Annotated in this window: 14 protein-coding genes; 2 read left to right on the top strand and 12 right to left on the bottom strand. The window is 72.6% G+C overall.

Translation table 11 applies throughout. The annotated features are described in order from the left end of the window. Positions 1 to 29: 29 nt before the first annotated feature. From ADK67_RS13670 to ADK67_RS13655, 4 genes are all read right to left on the bottom strand, one after another. Positions 30 to 224 (bottom strand): MbtH family protein, encoded by a 195-nt coding sequence (locus ADK67_RS13670; RefSeq protein ID WP_053716791.1) that lies wholly within the window; start codon positions 222 to 224, stop codon positions 30 to 32. Next, entirely contained in the window at positions 221 to 13570 is a 13350-nt protein-coding gene (locus ADK67_RS13665; RefSeq protein WP_053716790.1) for a non-ribosomal peptide synthetase, read from the bottom strand. Before ADK67_RS13665 ends, ADK67_RS13670 begins: the two co-directional genes overlap by 4 nt. A gap of 215 nt (positions 13571 to 13785) precedes the next feature. After that, on the bottom strand, positions 13786 to 14796 hold the full coding sequence (locus tag ADK67_RS13660; RefSeq protein WP_053716920.1) for an iron-siderophore ABC transporter substrate-binding protein: 1011 nt from the start codon (positions 14794 to 14796) through the stop codon (positions 13786 to 13788). 82 nt (positions 14797 to 14878) lie between these two features. After that, on the bottom strand, positions 14879 to 16207 hold the full coding sequence (locus ADK67_RS13655; RefSeq protein ID WP_053716789.1) for a lysine N(6)-hydroxylase/L-ornithine N(5)-oxygenase family protein: 1329 nt from the start codon (positions 16205 to 16207) through the stop codon (positions 14879 to 14881). A 140-nt stretch (positions 16208 to 16347) separates the two neighbouring features. On the opposite strand from ADK67_RS13655, the gene ADK67_RS13650 reads away from it, so the two are divergent. Together ADK67_RS13650 and ADK67_RS13645 are read left to right on the top strand one after the other, a co-directional pair. Further along, positions 16348 to 18024 (top strand): ABC transporter ATP-binding protein, encoded by a 1677-nt coding sequence (locus ADK67_RS13650; RefSeq protein WP_053716788.1) that lies wholly within the window; start codon positions 16348 to 16350, stop codon positions 18022 to 18024. Positions 18025 to 18094: 70 nt separating this feature from the next. Beyond that, complete coding sequence (locus ADK67_RS13645) at positions 18095 to 19822, top strand: ABC transporter ATP-binding protein (protein WP_197289446.1); 1728 nt, start codon at positions 18095 to 18097, stop codon at positions 19820 to 19822. A gap of 38 nt (positions 19823 to 19860) precedes the next feature. Here ADK67_RS13645 and ADK67_RS13640 read toward each other — a convergent pair whose 3' ends face one another. The 8 genes from ADK67_RS13640 to ADK67_RS13610 form a co-directional block, all read right to left on the bottom strand. Beyond that, positions 19861 to 20166 carry a hypothetical protein gene (locus ADK67_RS13640; protein WP_053716786.1) on the bottom strand — a complete coding sequence of 102 codons (306 nt, stop codon included), beginning with the start codon at positions 20164 to 20166 and terminating at the stop codon, positions 19861 to 19863. 88 nt (positions 20167 to 20254) lie between these two features. Next, on the bottom strand, positions 20255 to 20404 hold the full coding sequence (locus ADK67_RS52495; protein ID WP_197289431.1) for a hypothetical protein: 150 nt from the start codon (positions 20402 to 20404) through the stop codon (positions 20255 to 20257). A gap of 76 nt (positions 20405 to 20480) precedes the next feature. Continuing rightward, complete coding sequence (locus ADK67_RS13635) at positions 20481 to 21644, bottom strand: MFS transporter (RefSeq protein WP_053716785.1); 1164 nt, start codon at positions 21642 to 21644, stop codon at positions 20481 to 20483. A 63-nt stretch (positions 21645 to 21707) separates the two neighbouring features. Continuing rightward, positions 21708 to 22247 carry a ClpP family protease gene (locus ADK67_RS13630; RefSeq protein ID WP_053716784.1) on the bottom strand — a complete coding sequence of 180 codons (540 nt, stop codon included), beginning with the start codon at positions 22245 to 22247 and terminating at the stop codon, positions 21708 to 21710. Positions 22248 to 22401: 154 nt separating this feature from the next. After that, complete coding sequence (locus ADK67_RS13625) at positions 22402 to 23178, bottom strand: class I SAM-dependent methyltransferase (RefSeq protein ID WP_157620263.1); 777 nt, start codon at positions 23176 to 23178, stop codon at positions 22402 to 22404. Between the two features lie 35 nt (positions 23179 to 23213). Next, positions 23214 to 24350: an acyl-CoA dehydrogenase family protein gene (locus ADK67_RS13620; protein WP_053716783.1), complete on the bottom strand. Its 1137-nt coding sequence runs from the start codon at positions 24348 to 24350 to the stop codon at positions 23214 to 23216. Between the two features lie 3 nt (positions 24351 to 24353). Next, entirely contained in the window at positions 24354 to 24593 is a 240-nt protein-coding gene (locus ADK67_RS13615) for an acyl carrier protein (protein ID WP_053716782.1), read from the bottom strand. A gap of 11 nt (positions 24594 to 24604) precedes the next feature. Next, entirely contained in the window at positions 24605 to 25600 is a 996-nt protein-coding gene (locus tag ADK67_RS13610; protein WP_053716781.1) for a beta-ketoacyl-ACP synthase III, read from the bottom strand. Position 25601 lies beyond the last annotated feature (1 nt).

Raw genomic sequence — 25601 nt, 5'->3', positions numbered from 1 at the left:
GGTGGACGTGAGCGTTCGACTCGCGCCGGTCAGCGCAGGGACAGGGGGCGCAGGTCCGTCCAGTGCTCCTCGACGTAGGCGACGCACGCGTCACGCGTGTCGGGGCCGAAGCGCGTGGTCCAGCCGGCGGGGATGTCGGCGAACGAGGGCCACAGCGAGTGCTGCCCCTCCTCGTTGACGAGGACGTGGAAACGGCCTTCGGGGTCTTCGAACGGGTTGGTCACGGCTCGATCCTCTGGTCGGGGTCGGTCGTCGCGCGGTGCAGGTGGTGCAGCACGGCGTCGGCCAGGTGGTGGGCGGTGGTCGTGGTGAACAGGTCGGTCGCGTAGACGAGGTAGCACGGCACGGGGCCGTCGTCGCGCGGTTCGTAGAAGCTGACGGTCAGCTCGGCGGGTGTCGTGCCGGTCGGCACGGCTTCGAGCGAGCCCGTGTCGCCTTCCAGGGTCGACAGGACCGCCTTCTCGTGGTGGACGATCATGACCTGCGGCTCGGCGGGCACCGGCACGTCCGCGTGGTCGAACGCGGCCAGGTCGGTGGCCCGGACGCGGGCCAGCAGCTCGGTGTAGCTGGGGTCGCCCGCGGTGTCGGTGCGCAGCACGACCCGGTTGAAGAAGCAGCCGACCAGGTCGGCCAGCGCCTCCTCGGTCCGCCCAGCCACCATCGTGCCGATCGGCAGGTCCGTGCCGTACGGCGTCAGGGCCGCGGCCACGGCGGCCTGCACCACCATGAACATGCTGGTGCCGGTGCGGGTGGCCAGCCGGTCGATCGCCGCGTGCAGCGAGGCCGGGAGCGAGAACGGGACCACGCCGGCGGGGTGCCGGCCGGGCCGCCGCTCGCCGGAGCGGGGCAGCTGCAGCACGGGCAGGTCGCGCAGCGCGTCGCGCCAGAACGCCCGCTGCCTCTCCCCCACCGACTCCACGACTTCCAGTGACCACAGCGCGTAGTCGGCGTAGGTCACCGGCAGCACCGTCCACTGTGGAGCTTCACCGCGCCGGCGGGCGGCGTAGGCGTGCTGGAGGTCGCGGAACAGCGGCACGACCGACCACTCGTCCACGGCGAGGTAGCTCATGGTCAGCAGCAGCGCCTGCGCGCCGGACGCGTCCACGACCAGCCTGGCCCGCACGGGGAGATGGCCAGGCGGCACGGGTTCGGCGGCGATCGCGGGCAACGCCTCGGCCAGCGCCACCACCGGCTCCACGGCCAACGGCGGCACGGGGACGGCACGCTGCACGTCACCGTCCAGCACCGTGCGCAGCGGCTCGTGCCGATCCACGACGTCGGCGTACGCGGCGACGAGCGCGGGCACGTCGAACGGGGTCCGGGCGCGCAACGCCAGCGCGTGGTCCCAGAAAACCGGACCCCGCTGCACCGGCGCCAGCGGCAGCTCCACCGGGCGGTCGAAGCGCCGCAACCGCGGCCGGGCCGAGGTGGCGCCGGTCAGCCGCCCGGCGAGCCCGGCGACGGTGGGCGAGTCGAACACGTCGCGCAGCGCCACGTCGACCCCGAACACCGACCGGATCTTGCCGACCAGCCGCATGGACGCCATCGAGTGGCCGCCGAGGCCGAAGAAGTTGTCGTGGATGCCCGGCGACACACCAAGGATTTCGGCGAACAGCTCCGCGATCGCCTTCTGCTCCGGCGTCACGGGCCGGTCGTCGCCGGTCAGCGCGGACCAGTCCGGCCGCGGCAGGGCGCGGCGGTCGAGCTTGCCGTTCGGCGTCAGCGGCAGCGGACCGTCCAGGAAGAGCACCGCGGCCGGGACCATGTACTCGGGCAGCCGTTCGGCGACGAACGCGCGCAGGTCGTCGTCCGTCGAGCCGACCACGTACCCGACGAGCCTGGTCACGTCACCCGCGCGGTCGGCGAGCACGGCGGCCTGCGCCACGGCCGGGTGCCGGGTCAGGGCGGCCTCGATCTCGCCGAGCTCGATCCGGAAGCCCCGGATCTTGACCTGGGTGTCGACGCGGCCGAGGAAGTCCAGGTTGCCGTCCGCGCGCCAGCGCGCGCGGTCGCCCGTGCGGTACATGCGGGCGCCCGGAGGGCCGAACGGCGACGCGACGAACCGGGACGCCGTCAGCGCCGCTTGGCCGATGTACCCGCGGGCCAGGCCGCGGCCGGACACGTACAGCTCGCCGACCACACCGGGCGGCACCGGCCGCAGCCGGTCGTCCAGCACGTACACGGTGGTGTTGGGGTCGGGGATGCCGATCGGCACGGCCGTGTCCCACTCCGGCTCGGCCTTCCACAGCGTGGAGTTGACCGTGGCCTCGGTGAGGCCGTACGCGGCGAGCAGGTTGAGCCGCCCGGCCCAGCGGCCGATCACGTCCGGCGGCACGGTCTCGGTGCCGACCAGGATCGTGGAGCCCTCGGGCAGCTCGCAGTCGGCGGGCAGCGCGGACACCAGCGACGGCGGCAGGATCATGTGCGTGATCCGCCGGTCGCGCAGGAAGTCGGTCAGCTCCGGGCCGGCGACGCGCACCTCGTCCGGCGCGAACACCAGCCGCCCGCCCACGCACAGCGCCATGGTCAGCTCGAACACCGCCACGTCGAAGCCGACCGAGGCGAACTGCAGCACCCGGCTGTCCGCGGTGAGCCCCATCCGGTCGATGGCGGTCGCGGCGAGGCTGGCGATGCCCTCGTGCGGCACCACCACGCCCTTGGGCCGGCCGGTCGAGCCCGACGTGTAGATCACGTACATCGCCGAGTCGAGCCCGAGCGGTCCGCCCTCCACCGCGGACTCGTCCAGCGCGGCCAGCTCCGCGACCACGTCCGGGTCGTCCAGCAGCACGGCGGTCGTCGGAACTGGGGCGTCGGACGTGGTCACGACGACCGAAGCCGCCGAGTCCTCGATCATGTACGCGATCCGGTCGGCCGGGTGCGACAGGTCGAGCGGCAGGTAGGCCGCGCCGAGCTTGAGCGTGGCCACGACCGTGGCGACCATGTCCGCCGACTTGGGCACCGCGATGCCCACCACCGACTCGTGGCCGACACCGCGTGCCGCGAGGAGCCGGGCGATCCGGTTGGACCGGGCGTCCAGCCAGGCGTAACTGACGGAGCGGTGGCGGTCGACCACGGCGACCGCGTCCGGCTTCGCCGCGACGCACCGGGCGAACATCGTCGTGAACGTCTCCTCCGGCACCACCCGCGCGGTCCGGTTGAACTCGTCCACCACGCGCCGTCGCTCGTCGGGCGCGAGCAGGTCCACCGTGCTCACCGGCGCGGACGGCGCGGCCAGCACGGCGTCGACCAGCGTCGTCAGCCGCGCGCCGAGCCGTTCGACGGTCACCCGGTCGAACAGGTCGGTGGCGTACTCGAGCCGGCACACCACCGGACCGTCGACCACCTCGGTGAAGCTGAACACCAGGTCGAACTTCGCGGTCGTGGTCTCGTGGCCCACCCACGTCACCGGCAGGCCGTCGAACGACCCCGCGTCGCCGCCCCGGCTGTGGTAGCCCACCATCACCTGGAACAGCGGGTTGCGCGCCGCCGACCGGGTCGGGTTGAGCCGGTCGACCACGGCCTCGAACGGCACGTCCTGGTGCGAGAACGCGGCCAGCGACGTCTCCTTCACCCGGCGGACCAGCTCGGCGAAGCTCGGGTCGCCGGACAGGTCGGCCCGCAGCACGAGCGTGTTGACGAAGAAGCCGACCAGGTCGTCCAGCGCCTCGTCGGTGCGGCCCGCGATCGGCGCGCCCAGCGGGATGTCGTCACCCGCGCCCAACCGGCCCAGCAGGGCGGCGACGGCGGCCTGCAGCACCATGAACATGGACGCGCCGGACGCCTGCGCCAGCGCGCGCAGCCCGTCGGCCGCCCCGGGCTCGAACACCACTTCCAGGTCCGAGCCGCGGAACGTCGGCCGTCCGGGACGCGGCCGGTCGACGGGGAGTTCCAGCTCCTCCGGCGCGCCGGCCAACGTCCGCGCCCAGAAGTCGAGCTGCTGCTCGCCGACGACGTCCAGCACGTCCCGCTGCCACACGGTGTAGTCCGCGTACTGCACGGGCAGCGGCGTCCACCCGGGAGCTTCACCGGCCCGTCGCGCCCGGTACGCCGTCGCGAGGTCGCGCAGGAACGGCCGGTCGGACCACTCGTCGGTGGTGATGTGGTGCAGCAGGATGACGACGAGGTGCTCGTCCCGACCGAGGGGAGCGATCGTCACCCGCAGCGGCAGCTCGGTGCGCAGGTCGAACGGCCGCTCGACCTCGTCGCGCACGATGTCGGCAACCTCGTGCTCACCGGCCGGGCGGACCACCACCACGGGCGTGACGTCGTGCAGCACCCGCTGGTACGGCGTGCCCTCGTGCTCGCCGAACACCGTCCGCAACGCCTCGTGCCGGTCGACCACGTCACCGACGGCGGCGGTGAACGCCGGCACGTCCAGCGGGCCGTGCAGGCGGAACACCAGCGGGAAGTTGTAGGCGGCGGACGTGCCCTCCATCTGCTGGATCAGCCACAACCGCTGCTGCGCCGACGACAGCGGCAGCTCCGCGGGCCGTGCCACGGGCACCAACGGCGGCCTGGCCGACCCGCCTCCGGCGCGCAGGGCCAGTTCGGCGACCGTGGGCGCGTCGAACAGGTCCCGGATCGCCAGCTCGACACCGAGCGCCGAACGGGCCCGGCTGACCAGCCGGGTGGCGAGCAGCGAGTGGCCGCCGAGGTCGAAGAAGTTGTCGTCCACGCCCACCGACGGCACACCCAGCACGTCGGAGAACAGCCCGCACAGCACTTCTTCCTCGCGGGTGGCGGCGGCCCGCGACGACGCCGCGCCGGACACCACCGGCTTGGGCAGGGCCCGCACGTCCAGCTTGCCGTTCACGGTGAGCGGCAGCGCGTCCACCGGCATGATCGCGGCGGGCACCATGTAGTCGGGCAGGCTCGTCTTGAGGCTCTCGCGCAGCACCGCCGGGTCGACCGACGACGACACCACGTACCCGACGAGCCGCTTCACCCCGCCCGGACCGGCGTCCACGACGACCGCCGCGTGCGTCACGCCCGGCTGGGTCGCCAGCGCCGACTCGACCTCGCCCAGCTCCACCCGGTAGCCGCGGATCTTCACCTGGTCGTCGGTGCGGCCGAGGAAGTCCAGGTTGCCGTCCTGGCGTGCGCGCACCAGGTCGCCCGTGCGGTACATGCGGGTCCCGGGCGGGCCGTACGGGTCGGCGACGAACCGCTCGGCGGTCAGGCCGGACCGGTCGTGGTAGCCGCGGGCCAGGCCGACGCCCGCGATGTACAGCTCGCCGGGCGAGCCGGGCGGCACCGGCCGCAGGCGTGCGTCCAGCACGTACGCCCGGGTGTTCCAGATCGCCTTGCCGACGGTCGCCGTCTCGCTGTCCTCTGTGGACGCGCCGAGCGTGTTGATCGTGTACTCGGTCGGCCCGTACAGGTTGTAGCCGTACGTGCCGGGCGTCTCGCGCAGCCGCTGCCACACCGATTCCGGCACGGCCTCGCCGCCGAGCAGCACGAGCGCGGGCACGTGACCTTCGAGCAGGCCCTCTTCGATGAGCAGCTGGGCGTAGGTCGGTGTCACGTTGACGACGTCGACCAGGTGCTCGTCGCAGTACGCCACCAGGGCCGCCGCGTCCCGGCGCAACTCCTCGTCGCACACGTGCACCTCGTGGCCCTCGACCAGCCACAGCAGTTCTTCCCACGACATGTCGAACGCGAACGACACGGTGTGCGCGATGCGCAGCCGCCGCCCGCCCGCCGCCGCGATGGCGGGCGCGAAGATCGCCTGCTGGTGGTTGAGCTGCATGTTCGTCAGGCCGCGGTACGGCGTGACGACGCCCTTCGGCCGGCCGGTCGAGCCGGACGTGTAGATCACGTACGCCGGGTGGTCCAGCGAGAACGTCGGCCACTCGACGTGCTCCGACGCTTCGGGCAGGTCGTCGGCGCCCAGATCATCGAGGCAGAGCGCGTCCGGCACCAGGCCCACCGCCGTGGTCGACAGCACGCACAGCGGCTTCGTGTCCTCGATCATCAGCAGCAGCCGGTCGGCCGGGTGGTCGAGGTCGAGCGGCAGGTAGGCGGCGCCGGTGCGGAGCACCGCGAACAACGCCACCACCATCTCGGTGGTGCGCGGCAACGCCAGCGCGACCACCCGTTCCGGCCCCGCGCCCCGGCTGATCAGCAGCCGGGCCAGGGCGTCGATCCGGTCCTGCAACTCGGCGTAGGTGAGCCGTTCGTCGCCGAAGACGAGCGCGGTCGCGTCCGGCGTCCGGCGCGCCTGGGCGGCGAGCAGGTCGGCGACGGTGTCCTCGACCACCGGGTTGGCGCTGGCGTCCCACTCGGCCGCGAGCGCCCGGCGTTCGTGGTCGGGCAGCACGTCGAGCGTGCCGAGCAGGGCGTCCGGTGAGTCGACCAGCCGGGCCAGCACGGTGGTGTACCGGGTGAGCAGGGCTCGTGCGGCGTCGGCGGTGAAGACGTCGGGCCGGGACGCGAGCGTGACGCGGGTGCGCGCGCCGGGCGTGATGATGAGCGTCAGCGGGAAGTGCGTGCCGTCCACATTGGACACATTCAGCACGCCGTGCCGGGACGCGAACTCCGCTTGGCGGTCGTCGCCGTCGCCGGTGCGCAGCACGAACAGCGTGTCGAACAGCTGCCGGTGCCCGGCCTCCTGCTGGATCTCGCCCAAGCCGACGTGCTCGTAGGACATGAGCGCGGTCCGCTCGGCCTGCACGCGCCGCAGCAGCTCCAGCACGGTCTCGCGGGGGTCGACCGTGACGCGGGTCGGGATGGTGTTGAGGAACATGCCGATGACGTGCTCCACGCCCTCGACCTCGACCGGGCGGCCCGCGACCGCGGTGCCGAACACGACGTCGTCCCGGCCGACCTGGCTCGCCAGCACCATCGCCCACGCGGCGTTGAACACGGCGTTCGCGGTCAGGCCGTGCTGCCTGGCCTGCGCCCGGACGCGGTCGGTCAGCTCCTCGGTCAGCTCCTCGTGGAACTCGGCCGGGATGACCGGCTCGCGGGACCGGTCGACGGGCGCGACCAGGGTCGGCTCGCGCAGGCCCGACAACGCGGTGCGCCACGCCCGCAGCGCCGCGTCGTGGTCCTGCCGGGCCAGCCACGCCAGGTAGTCGCGGTAGGTGCCGGGCGGCGGCAGCTCGGCGTCGACGTCGCGGTACAACTCCAGCAGCTGCTCCAGGAACAGCCACGCCGACCAGCCGTCCCACAGGATCAGGTGGTGGGTGATGACGAGCCGGTCGCGGCCGTCGGGCAGCCGCAGCACCAGGAACCGGCACAGCGGCGGCGCGGCCAGGTCGAACCGCTCGCGCCGGTCGGCGGCCAGCAGCTCCGGCACGTCGGCGTCGTCCGCGTCCACGACGCGCAGCGGGATCTCCAGGCCGGGCGCGATGAACTGCACCGGTGCCGGCACGCCGTCGCTGGTGAACCCGGCGCGCAGGCTCGGGTTTCGCGCCAGCAGCGCGGCGCCCGCGCGGCGCAGCCGGTCGACGTCCAGCCGGCCGGCGAAGTCCATCGTCTCCTGGGAGAGGTAGACGTCGAGCGCGCCGGTGTCGTAGCTGGAGTGGAAGTACAGGCCTTCCTGCAACGGCGAGAGCGGCCACACGTCCTCCGCCTCGGGCAGGGCGGCACGCTGGGCGTCGGTCAGCACGAGCAGCGGCGCGTCGTCGGCGACGCCGGTCGTCGCCTCGACGGTGGCGAGCGCGGCGACCGTGCGGTGTTCGAACACGTCGCGCGGGCTGATCTCGATGCCCAGCTTGCGGGCCCGGCTGGACACCGCGATGGACGTGATGCTGTCGCCGCCGAGCACGAAGAAGTCGTCGTCCACGCCGAGGTCGGCCAAACCGAGCACGTCGGCGAACACCTCGCACAGCAGCCGTTCCCGGTCCGTTGCGGGCGCACGCCGTTCGGCCTGCTTCGCGAGCGTGGGCGAGGGCAGCGCGTGCTGGTCGAGCTTGCCGCTGGGGGTGAGCGGGAAGTCCGGCAACGCCACGATCGCGTGCGGGACCATCGCGGCGGGCAGCACGTCGGCGATCCCGGCCCGCGCCGCGTCGAGGTCGACGTCGGCCGGTGTCACGTACGCCAGGAGCTGGTTGTCGCGGGCGATGACCGCGGCCCGCGCCACGCCGGGCAGCTTGACCAGCGCGGACTCGACCTCGCCCAGCTCGATCCGGTTGCCGCGCACCTTGACCTGCCGGTCGGTGCGGCCGAGGTAGACGAGCACGCCGTCGGTGCGGCGCACCACCAGGTCGCCGGTGCGGTACATGCGCTCGCCGGGCGCGCCGAACGGGTCCGCCACGAACCGCTCGGCCGTGAGCGCGGACCGGCCGTGGTAGCCGAGGGCGAGCTGGACGCCCGCCAGGTACAGCTCGCCCGGGACGTTCGCCGGGACGGGCCGCAGGAACGGGTCGAGCACGTGCAGCCGGGTGTTCCAGACCGGGCGGCCGATCGGCACGGCGGGGTCCGGCGCGCCGTCGTACTCGAAGTACGTGACGTCGACGGCGGCTTCGGTGGGGCCGTAGAGGTTGTGCAGCGGCACGCCGGTGAGGGCGAGCCACCGGGCGGCCACGTCGCCGGTCAACGCCTCGCCGCTGCTGAACGCGCGGCGCAGGCTCGCCGACCACGTCGCGTCCTCGTGCACCTCGGGGACGGTCAGGAACGCGGCCAGCATGGACGGCACGAAGTGCAGCGTGGTGATCCGCTCGCGGCGGATCAGGTCGGCCAGGTAGGCGGGGTCGCGGTGGCCGTCCGGCTTGGCGAGCACGACGGCCGCGCCCTCGCACAGGGCCCAGAAGAACTCCCACACGGAGACGTCGAAGCTGGACGGTGTCTTCTGCAGCACGCGGTCGTCGGCGGTGAGGCCGTACTCGTGCTGCATCCACGCCAGCCGGTTCACGATCGCGCGGTGCGTGACGACGACGCCCTTGGGCCGCCCGGTCGAGCCGGAGGTGTAGATCAGGTAGGCGGGCTGGTCCGGGTGCGGTGTGGGGAGGTCTGCCCGCGGGGCTTCGGTGCCGACGCAGTCCTCGGGCCGGACGACGCTGGTCGCGCCGGAGTCGGCCAGCATGAACTCGACGCGCTCGGCCGGGTAGTCGAGGTCCAGCGGCAGGTAGGCGGCGCCTGCCTTGAGCACGCCCAGCAGCGCCACCAGCAGCTCGGCGGACCTCGGCACGGCGACGCCGACGACGTCGTGGCCGCGGAGCCGGTGGGCCAGCGCGGTGGCGCGGCGGTCGAGTTCGGCGTAGGTGAGGATGACGTCGTCGTAGACGACCGCGACGGCGTCCGGGGTGCGGGCGGTTTGCGCGGCGATCCGGCTGACGAGCGTGCCCGCCGGCACGTCGGCGGCGGTCGCGTTCAGCTGGTCGAGCCACTCGGCTTCCGCGTCGGAGACGAGGTCGAGGCTCGCGACGGCGCGGTCGGGGGTGGTGGCGAACGCGGACAGCAGCCGGACCAGCCGGTGTGCGAGGGAGGCCACTTCGGCGTCGGGGAGGCGGTGCTTGAGGCGCAGTTCGAGGCGTTCGCCGGGGAGGGCGATCAGGGCCAGCGGGTAGTGCACCTGGTCGCGGATCTCGACGTCGTCGACCACGTCGGGGAAGTTCTCGACCACGACGAGGGTGTCGAACAGCTCGCCGTGCCCGGTGACGCGCTGGATCTCGGCCAGGCCGAGGTGCTGGTGGTCCAACAGCCGCGCCTGCTCGCTCTGCAGGTGCTGGAAGGCGGTCGCGAGGCTGTCCCCGCCCCGCCACCGCTGCCGGACGGGCACGGTGTTGATGAACAACCCGACCGCGTTCTCGATGCCGGGCACCTCGGCCGGCCGCCCGGCCACGGTCGTGCCGTAGACGACGTCCGCCCGCCCGGTGAGGCCACCGAGCAGCAGGCCCCACGCGCCGTGCAGGACGGTGCTGAGCGTGAGCCCCCGCCGCCGCGCCTCCCCGACCAGTGCCGCGCTCAGCTCGGCGGTCAACCGCACCCGGTGCTGCCCGTGCCGGGGCGATGCCTCGCGGGCGTCCCCTCCCAGGGGACCCTTGTTCTTACCGCGCAAGTCCCATGCTTCGCGGGCGTCCCCTCCCAGGGGACCCCTGCTTTTATTCTGCCGGCCCGCACCGACAATGTCGGCCCCGATCGCGCCGGCTGTGGACAGAGCGGTGATCCTGGTCGGCTCGTCCACATCGGACAGAGCCGCGCGCCAGGCCTCGTGCGCCGCGGCACGGTCACGGCTCGCCAGCCACGCGAAGTAGCGCCGGTGGTCGACCGGCTCCACCCGGCCACCCACCAGCTCACGCCGCAGCAGCCCGACCGACCACCCGTCCAGCAGGATGTGGTGCAGCGTCAGCACCAGCCGGTCGCCGTGCCGGGCCGCGCGCATCAGCGGCGGGCGCGCCAGGTCGAACGGCTCGGCCCGCTCGGCCGCCAGCACGGCCTCCACGTCGTCGGAGGCCGGGTACTCGCGCCACGGCAGCGTCAACGCCTCCGCGATCACCTGCTCCACGCGCCCGCGATCGGTCTGGCGGAAACCCGCACGCAGCAACGGGTGCCGGTCCAGCAGGCCCTGCACGGCCTCGCGGCCGACGTCCAGGCTCAGCACCTCCTGCACCACGTACGAGTCGTCCGTGTCGTACTGCGCGTGGAAGAAGAAGCCCTCCTGCAACGGCGACGCGGGCAGCACGTCCGACGAGAACCCGTCCAGCGAGACCTCGTCGGCGCCGGCCACCCGGGCGACCCGCGCCAACCCGGCGACGGTCCGGTGCTCGAACACCTCGCGCGGCGTGAACTCCAGGCCCGCCTCACGCGCCCGCGACACCAGCTGCATCGTGACGATGCTGTCGCCGCCCAGCTCGAAGAAGTTGTCGTGGATGCCCGGCGTCAGCCCCAGCACCGCCTCGACCAGGCCCACCAACGTCCGCTCGACCGGGTTCGTGGCCGGCGCGTCACCGGCCAACGCGGTCCAGTCCGGCTCCGGCAGCGCCGCGCGGTCCAGCTTGCCGTTCGGGGTCAACGGCAGCGGCCCGGCCAGCGGCACCACCACGGACGGCACCATGTACTCCGGCAGCACCGAGGACACGTGCTCCCGCGCGTCCACCGGCGAAGCCGTGCCCACCACGTACGCGACGAGCCGCTTCACCCGCCGGTGGTCCTCCCGCACCAGCACGGCGGCCTGCGCGATCCCCGGGTGCGCCATGAGCACGCTCTCGACCTCGCCCGGCTCGATCCGGAAACCCCGGATCTTCACCTGGCCGTCGGACCGGCCCAGGAAGTCGATGTTCCCGTCGGCACGCCACCGCGCCCGGTCGCCCGTGCGGTACATGCGGGCGCCCGGTCCGGCGAACGGGTCGGCCACGAACCGCGACGCGGTCAGCGCCGCCTGGCCCTGATAACCCCGCGCGAGCCCGCGCCCACCGACGTACAGCTCGCCCTCCACGCCCACCGGCACCGGCCGCAACGCCGAGTCGAGGACGTAGCAGCGGGTGTTCGGGTCGGGCACGCCGATCGGCACCGGCCCCGTCCAGTCCGGCTGGGCGGCCCACAGCGTCGAGTTCACCGTCGCCTCGGTCAGACCGTAGGCGGCGACGACCCGCAGCCGTCGCGCCCACCGGGCGATCAGCTCGGTCGGCACCGTCTCCGTGCCGACGATCAGCACCGCGCCCTCGGGCAGCTCGCACTCCGGCGGCAGCGCGGCCACCAGCGACGGCGGCAGGATCATGTGCGTGGCCTCGTGCGCGGCGATGTAGGAGGTCAGCTCCTCCCCCGCGACGCGCCGGTGCGACGGCACGACGACCGCCCGCCCACCGACGCCGAGCGACATGCACAGGTCCCACACGGCCACGTCGAACCCGACGGACGCGAACTGCACGACCCGGCTCTCGGGGGTGATCCCGATCCGGTCCAGCGCGGTCGCGATCAGGCTGCCGATGCCTTCGTGCGTGACCACGACGCCCTTGGGCCGCCCGGTCGAGCCGGACGTGTAGATCACGTACGCGGCCTGGTCCAGCGCGATGGCCAACCCCAGGTCGGCACCGTCGTCGGGCAGGTCGAACCGCGTCTCCGGCGTGACGACCAGCTTCGCGCCCGCGTCGGCGACCATGTAGTCGACGCGCTCGCGCGGGTGGTCGAGGTCCAGCGGCAGGTAGGCCGCGCCCGCCTTCATCACCGCGAGCAGCGTGACGACCAGGTCGGCCGACCGGGGCAGGGCGACGCCCACCACGTCCTCCGGCCGCACGCCCGAGGCGACCAGGGCACGCGCGAGCCGGTTCGCGGCGACGTTCAGCTCGGCGTAGGTCAGCGACACGTCCTCGCACACCACCGCCACGGCGTCCGGGCGCAGCGCGGCCTGGCGCTCGACCGCGCCGGGCCACGTCACCTCGTCGACCTCGCGCGGCGACGTGCCGAACTCCAGCAGCCGCGCGCGTTCCGCGTCGTCCACCAGGTCGATCAGCGCCACCGGCTGGTCGGGGTCGGCGTCGAGCACGCGCAGGAAGCGGCGCTGGTGGTCGGCCAGCTCGTCGGGCGTGCACACGGCGGCGTTCGCCTCGAACGTGACGACCAGCCGGCCGTTCGCGCGTTGCAGGAAGGAGGTGGTGAGGTCGTTGACCGGGCCGAGCGACAGCATGTGGAACGCGGCGTCGAGGTCGGCGAAACCCATCTCGCGGCCGAAGCCCAGGTAGTTGACCGTCGGCCCGACCAGCTCGGGGATGCCGTCGCGCAGGCCGAGTTCGCGGGCCAGGTCCTCGCCGCGGTAGGCGCTGTGCGGGATGACCTCGCGGACCTCGCGGTCGACGTCGGCGATCAGCCCGGTGATGGTGCTGTCCGGCCGCACGGTGACGCGCAGCGGCAGCACGGTGGACGCCATGCCTGGGGTGACCCGGCTGACCGCGTCGCGCCGGCCGGTCACCGGCATGGCCAACACCAGGTCGGACGCGCCGGTCACGCGGTGGGTGTAGGCGGCGACGGCGGCGATGACCTGCCGTGACGTCAACGGGTTCGGCAGCTCGACGGTGCGGCGGATGACCTCGCGCACCTGCCCGGCGGCCCGCGGCACGAGCCGCACCGGCTCCGGGTGGTCGGCCATCTTCGCGTGCCAGAACGCCCGGTCGTCTTCTCTCGCCGGCGAGTCGCGGTAGGCGAGGTCGGCGTCGACGAGCGCCCGCACCGGCTTGGGCTGGGGCTCGGCGGCACCCTCGTACAGCTCTCCGGCGCGGCGGGTGATCAGCACGCAGCCGTAGGCGTCGACCACGAGGTGGTGGTAGCGCTGGTACCAGAGCACGTGGTCGTCGGCGATGCGCAGCAACGCGTGGTGGAACAGGGGGCCGTCGGCGATGTCGGTGAGCCGGGCCAGGTCGTCGTCCATCCACGCCCGCGCGTCGGCGAGCGAGTCGAACGACCGCAGCGTGACGTCGGTGGTCGGCGGCGTCGGGACCTGCCCGTCCTCGGTGAACCGGACGTGCAGCGCGCCGGTCTCGCCGATCGTCTGCCGGACGGCCGCTGCCAGCCGGTCGTGGTCGACCGGTCCGCGCAGCTCCAGGTACCACGCCACGTTGTAGACGGGGTTGTCGGGCTCCAGCTGCTGTGCCAACCAGACACCGGTCTGCGCACCGGTCAAGGGCAGCGCCATCGTCAACCTTCCCGTGTTGGATTGCCGCTGCTCCGCAGACGGCGGCGAGGTCGCCTGGAAGTCGAGGTCGCCTGGAAGTCGGCCGCTCGCGCCTGATTTTCCGACGATCGAAAAGCGTGATCGCCGGAAAATGAGTCACGAACGACCGACGCGACCTCGCGGGCGGGGGCGCACGGCACCCCCACCCGCGGTGGATCCCAATTAGTTCTTGATCTCTAGTTCTTGATCGCTTCCAGCAGCGGCACGACCTGCTCGATGCCGTAGGGCACGCTCAGCACCGTGTTGAACGACATGGCCGCGCCGATCGGCGGGTCCATGTAGGTGAGGAACAGGTCGCGCTTCTCGCTGACGACCTTGAGCCGCTGGTACGCGGGCACGGACTTGACCCGGTCCCACGCGCCCTTGTCGAACATCAGCCACACCAGGCGGTCGGCGTCGAGCAGGTCGAACCGCTCCTCGCTGAACTCGGCCACGTTCATCTGGCCGGCGAGCTTGCCGATCTCGTCCACGAGGGTGAAGCCCAGCTCCTTCATGAAGATGGCCTTCGGGTCGGTCGGCGCGAACGCGGAGTACTGGCCGGGCTTGAAGCTGTCGGCCACCACCATCTTCTTGCCCGACCACTCGGGGTGCGCGGCCTTGGCGTCGGCGAACCGCTTCGCCACGCCGTCGATCAGCGCCTGCGCTTCCTTCTCCTTGCCCAGGGCCTTGCCGATGTGCAGGGTCTGGTCCTGCCACGGCGCGGCGTAGTCCGGGAACGCCTTGGGCTGCGCGACCACGGGCGCGATCTTGGACAGCGTGTCGTACTGCTCCTGCTTCATGCCGGAGTAGACCGCGATGATCAGGTCGGGCTTGAGCGCGGCGACCTTCTCCAGGTTGTACTCGTCGCGCTCGCCGACGATCTCCGGCTGGGTGTCGCCCCAGAGTTCCTTCGTCCACGGCCAGTTGCCGAACGGCCGCTCCTTGAACCAGTCCACGACGCCGACCGGCTTGACGCCGAGGGCGAGCACGGGCTCCTGGTCGGACAGGCCGAGCGTGACGACCTTCTTCGGCTCGGCCTTGATCTCGGTGGTGCCGTACTTGTGCTCGACCGAGACGGGGAACGCGCCGGCCGGGGCACTGCCGGCCTGGCTCGTCCCGCCGGAGCCGGCGTCGCCGCCGCCCCCGCAGGCGGCCAGCGCCAGCGCTGCGGCCGAGACGGCCGCGACCAGCTTGAACTTCGTGGACATCACAGGGTTTCCCTTTCGGAGGCGCGGCGGCGCGCCGCTGTACCAGGTTAGGTTTGCGTAACCTAACAAACTGCGAGGCGTTTCAGCTCACCCGTGAGACGCTGATCGCGTATTCGGGCGGCGAGGGCACCGACGGGGTGCGGCGGTCGAGCACGGACTGGAGGATCTCCCCCACCCGCACGGAGGTGTTGGACAGCAACGACGACGAGATGCCGTGGGTGTGCTCGGTGCCGCCCTGGAGGTAGAGGCCTGCGAGCAGGTCGTCGTCGGTGTCGAGGCGGTAGTCGCGGCCGACGCCGAGCCTGCCGTGCTCGTCACGGGCGCAGCGGCCGGCCAGGTCGCCGAGCAGCCCGGTGGGGTCGGCCTCGCGGTAGCCGGTGGCGTAGACGATCGCGTCGGCGTCGAGCACCTCGCGCGCGCCGGTGCCCAGCGACTCGACGGTCACCGTCACGCCGTCGCCGCGGTCGTCCAGCTCGGCCACGCGGGAGAGGTTGAGCAGCCGCAACCGCTGCTCCCCCAACACCTTCTCGCGGTACACCCGCCGGTACAGCTCGGCGATCAGCTCGTTGTCGACCACCGCGTAGTTGGTGTTGCCGTGGTAGTCCATCAGCCTGCGCTTGACCTGCTCGGGCGCGGCGTAGTAGTCGTCCACGGCGGCCGGGTCGAAGATCCGGTTCGCGAACGGGCTGTCGTCGGCGGGGCTGTAGCCGTAGCGGGCGAACACCGCGCACACCTCGGCGGTCGGGAACCGCTCGTGCAGGAACGCGGTGACCTCCGCGCCGCTCTGCCCGGCGCCGACCACGACGAGCCGGCTCGGGTCGGTCAGCGACTCGACGCGGTGCAGGAAGTCCCGGTTGTGCCAGACCCGCTCGGACGGCCGGACGCCCTCCGGCAGGGCCGGGCGCAGACCGGTGGCCAGGACCAGGTTGCGGGCGCGGCGCACCTCCACCTCGCCCGCGGACGTGCGCGAGACGACGTCGAAGTGCGTGATCACGCCGTCCTCGGTCACCGGCCGCACGTCCACCACGTCGTGGTCGTAGGACACCAGGTCGTCGACGCGTCCCGCGGCCCACTCGAAGTAGTCGTGGAACTCGACCCGCAGCGGGAACAGGTTCTTGTGGTTGATGAAGTCGACCAGCCTGCCCTTGCTGTGCAGGTAGCTCAGGAAGGTGAAGGTGCTGTGCGGGTTCCGCAGCGTCACCAGGTCCTTGAGGAACGAGACCTGCATGGTGGCGTCGTCGATCAGCATCCCGCGGTGCCAGCCGAACCGCGGCTGGCGTTCCAGGAAGTGGGCGGTCACCACGTCTTCGGCGCGCGCGCTGGCGTTGTACTCGGTGACGGCGATCGCGAGGGCCAGGTTGGACGGCCCGAAGCCGACGCCGAGGACGTCGAAGACTGGTGGCTGTGGCATGGCTGTCCCATCGGTGCGAAAACAGGGCGTGATCGAACTTTGGTTACCCTAACCTAAGTTGATCCTCCGCGGGAGTGATCCAGGCCTCTCTCCTGATTAGGGTAGCCTCACCTAGCACTCAGCGGAAGGCGGGCACCGGGGTGAAAACCGACCTCAAGACCGATGTCCTCAAGGGCGCGGTGACCGGGCAGTGGAGGTCGGTGACCGTCGCTTCGGCGCTCGGCGCGGCGCACCAGACCGGCGAGGCCGCCGTGCCGCTGCTGATCGGCGTGGTGATCGACGAGGCGGTGCGCACCGGCGCGAGCGGACGGCTGGCGCTCTGGATCGGCGTGCTGGCCGCGGTGTTCGTGGCGCTGTCGCTGAGCTTCCGCTTCTCCTTGCGCAGCGGCGAGAAGGCGTCGCACCAGGCCGCGCACGAAGTGCGGTCGAGGCTGGCCACGCGGGTGCTCTCGGCGGACGGCGGCGCGGCGCACGGCAGGCTGTCCGGCGAGCTGGCGAACATCGCGACCAGCGACGCGCAGCGCGTCGGTCAGGTGAACCTGGCCCTGCCGATCGCGTTCTCCGCGGTGGTCGGCGTGCTCGTGGGCGCGGTGGCGTTGCTGCGGGTGTCCTGGGTGCTCGGGCTGCTGGTGCTGGTCGCCGCGCCGGTCCTGCTCGGCTTGGCGCACGTGCTCGGCAAACCACTCGAACGGCGCAGCGACGCCGAGCAGGACCGGGCCGCGCTGGCGTCCGGGGTGGCCGCCGACCTGGTCGCCGGGCTGCGGGCGTTGAAGGGCATCGGCGCGGAGGCGACGGCGGCGCGGCGGTACCGGGTGACCAGCCGGTCGTCCATGGAGGCGGCGATCCGCGCGGCCGGGTCGCGGGCCTGGCTGGACGGCTCGATGCTGGCCATGACCGGCGTGTTCCTCGCGATCGTGGCGCTGGTCGGCGGCCACCTGGCCGCGTCCGGGACGATCACCGTCGGCGAGCTGGTGGCCGCGGTCGGGCTGGCGCAGTTCCTGCTGTGGCCGCTGTCGATCTTCTCGTGGGTCAACGGGCTGCTGGCGCAGGGCCGGGCGTCGGCCGCACGGGTGGCCGAGGTGCTGGCCGCGCCGCCGGACGTGCCGCCCGGCTCGTCGCCCCTGCCGCCTGCGGTGGCCGGGCGGGTGGAACTGGTCGACGTGGTGTCCGGGTCGTTGCGCGGCGTGTCGTTGACGGCGGCGCCCGGCGAGCTGCTCGGCGTGGTGGCGCGTGATCCGGCGGACGCGGTGTCGCTGCTGGCCTTGCTGGCGCGCGAGGTGGACCCCACGAGCGGCACGGTGGCGCTGGACGGCGTGCCGCTGTCCACTGTGGAGGGTTCGGCGCTGCGGTCGGCGGTGCTGGTCGCGGCGCACGACGCGGACCTGTTCGAGGGGTCGGTGCGGGACAACGTCGCGGCCGGTGGACCCCGGGCGGACGAGGCGATGGACGCGGCGCGGGTGGACGACGTGGCGCGGGCGTTGCCCGACGGGTTGGACACGGTGATCTCGGCGCGCGGGCGTTCGCTGTCGGGCGGGCAGCGGCAGCGGGTGGCGCTGGCCCGTGCCCTGGCCGCCGCTCCCCCGGTGCTGGTGGTGCACGACCCGACCACCGCGGTGGACGCGGTGACGGAGGTGTCGCTGGCCGCCGGGATCAAGCGGGTCCGGGCCGGGCTGACCACCGTCGTGGTGGCCACGAGCCCGGCGCTGCTGGCCGCCGCGGACCGCGTGGTGTTCCTGGCTTCCGGTGCGGTGGTCGCCGATGGCACGCACGCCGACCTGGTGGCGGACGAGGACTACCGACTGGTGGTGCTGAGCTGATGCGGATCGACCCGACGACCCGTAGCGCCGACCACCTCCCGACCACAACTACCGAACTGGCGGTGTCGAGCTGATGCGCGAGTTGTTGGCGACCGCGTCCGGCGCGCGGACCTGGGCCGCGGTCGGCGAACTGGTGCGACCGCGCCGCGCGTTGGCGTGGGGCGCGCTGCTGGTGCTGCTGGCGGGCACGGCGGTCGGGTTGCTCACCGCGCCGGTGCTGGGCCGGATCGTCGACCTGGTGGGCGCGGGGTCGTCCGCCATCACGTGGCCCGTCGTGGTGTTGGTGCTGGTCGCGATCGTGCAGGGCGTGTCGACGGCGTTCGGCACGTCGTTGGTGGCGCGGCTGGGCGAGGGGATGCTCGCCGACCTCCGTGAGAAGTTCGTGGAACGGGCGCTGCACCTGCCGTTGGAACGGGTGGAGAAGGCAGGTTCCGGCGACCTCACCTCCCGGGTCACGCGGGACGTGCAGGTGATCGCCGACGCGGTGCGCAACGCGCTGCCGGTGATGGCGCGGTCGGCGTTGACCATCGGGTTGACGGTGGTCGGCATCGCGGTGCTGGACTGGCGGTTCCTGATCCCCGTGCTGCTGGCGATGCCGATCCACGTGCACACCGTGCGCTGGTACGGCGGGCGCGCGGTGGAGCTGTACGCGGCGCAGCGCGTGGCCGTCGGCGTTCAGCAGCAGCAGTTGCTGGACTCCATCGGCGGCGCGGCGACCGTGCGGACGTTCGGGCTGGCCTCGTCGCACGTGGCGCGGGTGCGGTCGCGGTCGCAGGCGGCGGTGGACCTGGCGTTGCGCGGGATCCGGCTGCTGACCCGGTTCTACGGTCGGCTGAACGTGGCCGAGTTCATCGGCCTCGCCGGCGTGCTGGTGACCGGGTTCTGGCTGGTCGGCGCGGGATCGGCGTCGGTGGGCACGGCGACCGCCGCGGCGCTGTACTTCCACAGCCTGTTCAACCCGATCAACGCCGCCCTGGCGCTGGCCGACGACGCGCAGGCCGCCACCGCGTCGCTGTCCCGGCTGGTCGGCGTGGCCGACGAGCCGATGCCCGCGCTGGAGGGCCGGGTGCGGCCCGCGGACACCACGATCAAGCTGGCCGGCGTCTCCTACTCCTATGTGGACGGTCACCCGGTGCTGCGGGACGTCGACCTGGAGCTGGCCGCCGGTGAACGGGTGGCGCTGGTCGGCGCGTCCGGCGCGGGCAAGACCACGTTGGCGAAGCTGATCGCGGGCGTGCACGAGCCGACCGCCGGGACCATCAGCCTCGGCGGGGTGGACCTGGGTTCGGCGGTGCGGTCGGTCGCGCTGATCACCCAGGAGGTGCACGTCTTCGCCGGTCCGCTGGCCGACGACCTGCGACTGGCCCGTCCCGACGCCACCGACGAGCAGATCACGGCGGCACTGGACCGGGTCGGCGCGCTGGGCTGGGCGTCGGCGTTGCCGTCCGGGCTCGACACCGTGGTCGGCGAGGGCGGCCACCGGCTGACCGTGGCGCAGGCGCAGCAGTTGGCGCTGGCCAGGCTCGTGCTGGCGGACCCGCCGGTGGCGATCCTGGACGAGGCGACCGCGGACGCGGGCAGCGCGGGCGCGCGTGAGCTGGAGGAAGCGGCGGCGCGGGCGTTGGACGGGCGTACCGGCCTGCTGGTGGCGCACCGGCTCACCCAGGCCGTGACAGCGGACCGCGTGGTCGTGATGGACGCGGGCCGCGTGGTGGAGAGCGGCACGCACGAGGAGCTGCTGGCCACCGGTGGCCGGTACGCCGAGCTGTGGGCGGCCTGGTCGGGCACCCGGTCCTGACGCCGCGTCGGGCACCCGGTCCTAACGCCGCCGGGACGTCACGGGGTGTGGTTGTCGTTGGTCTGCGCGCCCAGCACGAAGTGGGCCGCGCCCTGCTCGTCGATGTCGGCGTCGAGCACCTTGTCGTCGAGGGTGGAGGCGGCGGAGGGGTCGAGGAAGACCCGCGCGCCGGAGTCCGCGAGCACCTGGTCCTGCGCGGCCGGTTCGGGCGCGAGCTCGACCTGCAGCCTGCCCTCCTCCGGGGCGTCGGCGGCGGAAATGCGCAGGCCCGCGTCCTCCGACCAGCCCTGGGCGGTGGTGAGGGTGTTGACGACCGCTACCGCGGCCGGGGTCAGTACGAGCATCGGGCTACTCCCCTGCATCGGTTGCTGAAGTGGTCGAGGGTAGTCCTCCACCGCGGTGCCCGCAGATGGCCGACGCCGGCGCGACAACTCAGAAGACGACGATCAGCAGCACGATCGCCAGGATCACCGCGACGATGATCGGGACGGTGGCCGGCGACCGGCGGTAGTGGCTCTGCACCGTCGTGGTGCGGAACCAGCCGTGCGGCACGCGGCGGCGGTGTCTCCGGACCCAAGGCATGTCGGCTCCCAACGTGGTCTCGTTCCCCAGCGCTGGTGGTACCCGGCGCCGGGGGGCGGAACACCTCCGGGAGGGTTCAGGCTTGTTCGGTCACCGGCGCCGGCCGGCGCAACGCCAGCGCGTCGGGCACCAGGGTCAGCAGGCCGAGCACGCCGAGGGCCGCGCCGATCCACAGCGGGCCGCGCAGGCCCATGCCCCAGTCGATGCCCAGGCCGCCGATCCACGACCCGACCATCACGCCGAGCATGATGCACGCCGTGTGCACGGAGTTGACCAGCATGTTGTTCTGCCCCACCCGCGCGCCGCGGGTCACCAGGGCCGGGTTCATCGACACACCGGTCAGGCCGATCACCACCAGCGCGAGCACCGCGACCACGGCCGACTGGGCGAACAGGGCGAACAGGGCCATCGCCGCCACGGCCACGACCAGGCCGACCACGAGCACCTGGATGGTGAACCGGTCGGCGAGCCTGCCCACCACGTTGTTGCCGACGATCGTCGCGACGCCGTAGACCACGAGCAGCACCGGGACGATCCCCGCGGAGAACCCGCTCAGCTCCGTCAGGATCGGCACGAAGTAGGTGAAGCCCGCGAACGTGGCGCCGATCAGCAGCAGGCTCGTCGCGTAGATCGCCCACAGCTTGCCGCTGCGGAAGATCGCGAGCTGGCCCGCCATCGGCATGGGCGGCGGCGCGGGCATCGCGGGCAGTGCCTTGACCAGCAGCAGGCCCACCGCCAAGGCGACGCCCGCCACCACCAGGAAGCTGACCCGCCAGCCGAACCGCTCGCCGATCAGCGTCGCCGCCGGCAGGCCGAGCACGGTGCCGAACATCAGCCCGCCGAGCACCAGCGACGACGCCCGCGCGAACTTCTCGCCGCCGACCAGTTCGGCGCACGCGGTCAGCGCCACGCCGAAGAACGCCGCCGCGGCGACCGCGGTGACCAGGCGGGCCACCACCATCGTCCCGTAGCCCTGCGCGACCGCGCCGAGCACCTGGCCCACCACGAAGACCGCGACGAGGCCGAGCAGCGCGGTCTTGCGCGACATCTTCAGCAGCGCCACGGTCAGCAGCGGACCGCCGACGGCCATCGCACCCGCGTAGACCGTCACCAGGAACCCGACGTCCGCGAACGACACGCCGAACTCGGCGGACAGCGCGGGCATCAGCCCCGACACCATGTACTCGCTGGTGGTCAGGGCGAAGATGCCCAACCCGAGGACGTAGACGGCCAACGGCATCGGTTCGGACTCCCGAAGAGGTTCGACGGCGGGGCGACGCCGGCGGCGGACCGGCGCGATCGGTCAGATGTTGGTGATGATCCGGTCGACGAAGCCGTACTCCAGGGCTTCCTCGGCGGTGAACCACTTGTCGCGGTCCGCGTCCCGCTCGATCGTCTCGACCGTCTGGCCGGTCTGCTCGGCGGTGATCCGGGCCATCCGCTTCTTCATCTGCGTGAAGATCGTCGCCTGGATCTCGATGTCGGTCGCCGTGCCGCCGATGCCCGCGGACGGCTGGTGCATCAGCACCCGGGTGCTCGGCAGCACGAAGCGCTTGCCGCGCTCGCCCGAGGACAGCAGGAACTGCCCCATCGACGCCACGAAACCGAGGCCGATCGTGGACACGGCAGGCTTGATGTGGTTCATCGTGTCGTAGATGGCCATGCCCGCCGTGACCGAACCGCCCGGCGAGTTGATGTACATCTGGATGTCGGCCTCGTCGTCCTCGGCCGCGAGAACCAGCAACTGCATGGTCAGCCGGTTGGCGACCTCGTCGTTCACCTCGGAGCCGAGCAGCACGATGCGCGAGCGCAGCAACTGCTCGTACAGCGGGTCGTGCGCCATCGGAGTTTGCGTATTCGAGCGGGCCAGGATCGCTGCCGCGAGGTCCACCGTTCCCCCATGTTCCATGCCGTGAAAAATGCCGATCGACTACGGAACGTAGCCTGATCGTCGCAACCCAATCAACTCGGCGGTCCGCAGTTCGCTAGTGGCGAACCTACCGCCGGCGCGCTTCGGACGGCGCGTCGCCGAGCAGCACGGTCGCCGCGTAGCCGAGCGAGTTGCCCCGCACGCGCACGACGGTCAAACCGCACTCCCGCAACAGCGCCCGAAACCGGGACTCGCTGAACGACCTGGAGTAGAAGCCGTCGGCACCGGTGAACAGCACGCCGCCGTCGCCGGTCAGCTCGAACTCCAGACCTCGCACGCCGCACCGCGTGTAGTAGGCGTGCCGGACCTTCGTGGCCTCCAACCCCTCGCCGAACACCGAGATGACCGCCGCGCCGGACGCGCCCGCCAGGGACCGCAGCAGCCGCAGCGGGTGGCGGAAGTTGCCGAGCAGGTTGAACGGCAGCATGTACAGCGGCCGCTCGCCCACCACGTCCCGGTCCCACCGGTGGTGGTTGAACAGGTCGTCGACCAGCGTGCGCGCCCGGTCGGCCATGCCCTCGCGCTCGATCCGCGCGGCGAGCGTGGCGACCGCCCGCGCGTCGAGGTCGACGCCCAGGTAGCGCACGCCGAGGTGCCGTGCCACCTCCAACGCGCGCCCGTCGTAGCAGCCGAGCTCGACCAGCGTGTCGCAGCCCAGGTAGGGCATGGCCTCGACGGTGGCCAGGCTCTCCATCTGCAGCAGCGGCAGGACGTCGTCGGGGAAGTTGGCCAGGGTCATGATGGTCGCCGAGCCCGACGAGCGCGCGTAGAAGGCGGACTCCGGCTGGTGCTCGACCGCCAGCGCCTGGTGTTGGCCGATGTGTTCTTCGAACAGGTCCGACATGTGAAGCGCAGACTCCTCCGGTGTGGGCGGAACGATCACGCGCGCCTGACCCGTGGCGCGGTGAACCGCCGGTACACGACGTCGCGCAGCACGTCCTCGCCGCCTTCGACCAGCGACACGTGGCGCATGTCGCGCAGCAGCCCGCCGATCGGGACCTCGTCGGTGTAGCCGAGGCCGCCGAACACCTCAGACCCGGTGCTCGCCACCCGCCAGCCCGCCTGGCCGCAGAACACCTTGGCGACCAGCGCGGACTTGAGCGCGCCGCGCCGGGCGAACCGCTGTGCCGCGTCGGGGTCCGCCCGCACGGCGTCGAAGTCGTCCGCCGCGGTGCGGCACGCGCTGCGCATGGTCTCGATCTCCACCTCGACCTGGGCCATCTTGTCGGCGAACAGCGGGTGCTTGCCGAGCACGCCGCCGCGCAGCCGCCTGCCGCCGGCGAAGTCGAGGCACAGGTCGCGGACGCGCCTGGCCATGCCCACCGCGGTGGCCGCGATGAGCACGCGGCTGGCGTTGAGCCCCACTTCCAGCAGCCGCAGGCCGTGCCCGTCGAGCACGTTGCCCGCCGGCACCTCGCAGTCCGCCAGCGTGACCCGGTGCACCGGCGAGCCGGCCAGGCCGGTGGTGCGCCACGGTTCGGACACCGCCACCCCGGCCACGTCGCGCGGCACCACGACGGCCACGTGCGGCTGGTCGTCGGCGCCCGCCTCGTGCCGTGCCACCACGAGCAGGTAGCGCGCGCTGTCGGCGTTGGTGGAGAACAGCTTCTCGCCGGTGACGACCACGGTGTCGCCCTTGGGCACGGCCGTGGTCCGCAACCGGTCGAGCTCGCTGCCCGCGTCCCGCTCGGTGACGGCGGTGGCGAAGAAGCCGCCCTCCCGGCCCAGTTCGCCGAGCACGTCGGCGCGGAGCCGGTCGTCTCCGTAGAGGGACACCAGCGTCGAGCCGATCACGCCCACCAGGGACGAGAAGGCGAACCCGGCGTCGGCGTAGGCCAGCTCGTCGACCACGTCGACGCCTTCGCGCAGGGACAGGCCGCGGCCGCCGTGCTCGACGGGCAGCCACCAGTTCGCCAGCCCGGCGGCGTGCCAGGCCGCGGTGCGGGACGGCAGGTCGGCCGGCCCGTCGAGCAGGTGCGTCCGGGCGAACGCGCGCACTTCCTGACGCAGGTCCATGACCTACGCGGACCGGGCCCTGGTGGCGAACCGGAGCAGCCCGCCCACGGTCTCCACCTCGTCCAGCTCCTCGTCCGAGGCGACGACCCCGAACTCCTTGCGCAGCTTCATCGCCAGTTCCACCAGGACCAGCGAGTCGAAACCCAGGTCCTCCAGCGGTGTCTCCGCCGTGATGTCCTCCGCGGGCACCTCGCTGATCTCGCTGATCAGCACGACGAGCCGGTCTTCGACCGCAGAACGCATGACTGTCCCCCCTAGCTGCCGATGTCGTTGATCTTGGGCCAGCGCACCGCGACCGACCCCCAGGTCAGTCCCGCGCCGAACCCGGTGAGCACGACGTTGTGCCCGGATCTCAAGCCCTGGTGGCGCATGCCGTGCCCGAGCGCCAGCGGAATCGACGCGGCGACGGTGTTGCCGACGTCGGCGATGTTGCTGACCACCCGGTCCTCGGGCAGGTCGAGCTGGTCGGCGACGGCGGCCAGGATGCGGGCGTTGGCCTGGTGCGGCACCAGCCGGTCCACGTCCGCGGTCGTCCACCCGACCCGGTCCAGCACCCGGCGCACCGAGTCGGTCATCGCGGTGACCGCCTTGGTGAACACCGGCTTGCCCTCCATGTGGAAGTAGCCGCGCGCCCGGCCCTCCGCCCGTTCGACCCGGCCGACGGCGGGCACTTCGAGCAGGCCCACGTGCTCGCCGTCGCTGCCGAGGTCGAACGCGAGCAGCGCGCCGTCCTCGTCCGACTCGCCCGCGCGCAGCACGACCGCGCCCGCGCCGTCGCCGATGAGCGCCCTGGTGGCCCGGTCGCCCGGGTCCAGGGTCTCGCTGAACGTGTCCGCGCCGATGAACAGCGCGCTGTCGAACAACCCGGCGTTGATCATCGACGACGCCGTGGCCAGGCCGTAGACGAACCCGGTGCAGGCGGCCGACACGTCGAACGCGGGCGTGCCGGACATGCCCAGGCGCGACGCCACGGTGGGCGCGGTGGCCGGGCACTGCCGGTCGGGGGTGGTCGTGGCGAGCACCACCACGTCGACCCGCGTCACGCCGGCGGAGGCCAGCGCGCGTTCACCGGCCACCACCGCGAGGTCGCCGGTGGTGGTGCGCTCGTCCGCGATGTGCCGCTGCCGGATGCCGGTGCGGCTGCGGATCCAGGTGTCGGAGGTGTCGAGCACCTCGGCGAGCATGTCGTTGGTCAGCACGTCGGGCGGCACGTGGGTGCCGAGCCCGGCGAGCACCGCGGCCCGTGCCACG

This window comes from Saccharothrix sp. NRRL B-16348, from assembly GCF_001280085.1.
Taxonomy (GTDB): domain Bacteria; phylum Actinomycetota; class Actinomycetes; order Mycobacteriales; family Pseudonocardiaceae; genus Actinosynnema.
This window is presented reverse-complemented; position numbering and strand designations above follow the sequence as displayed.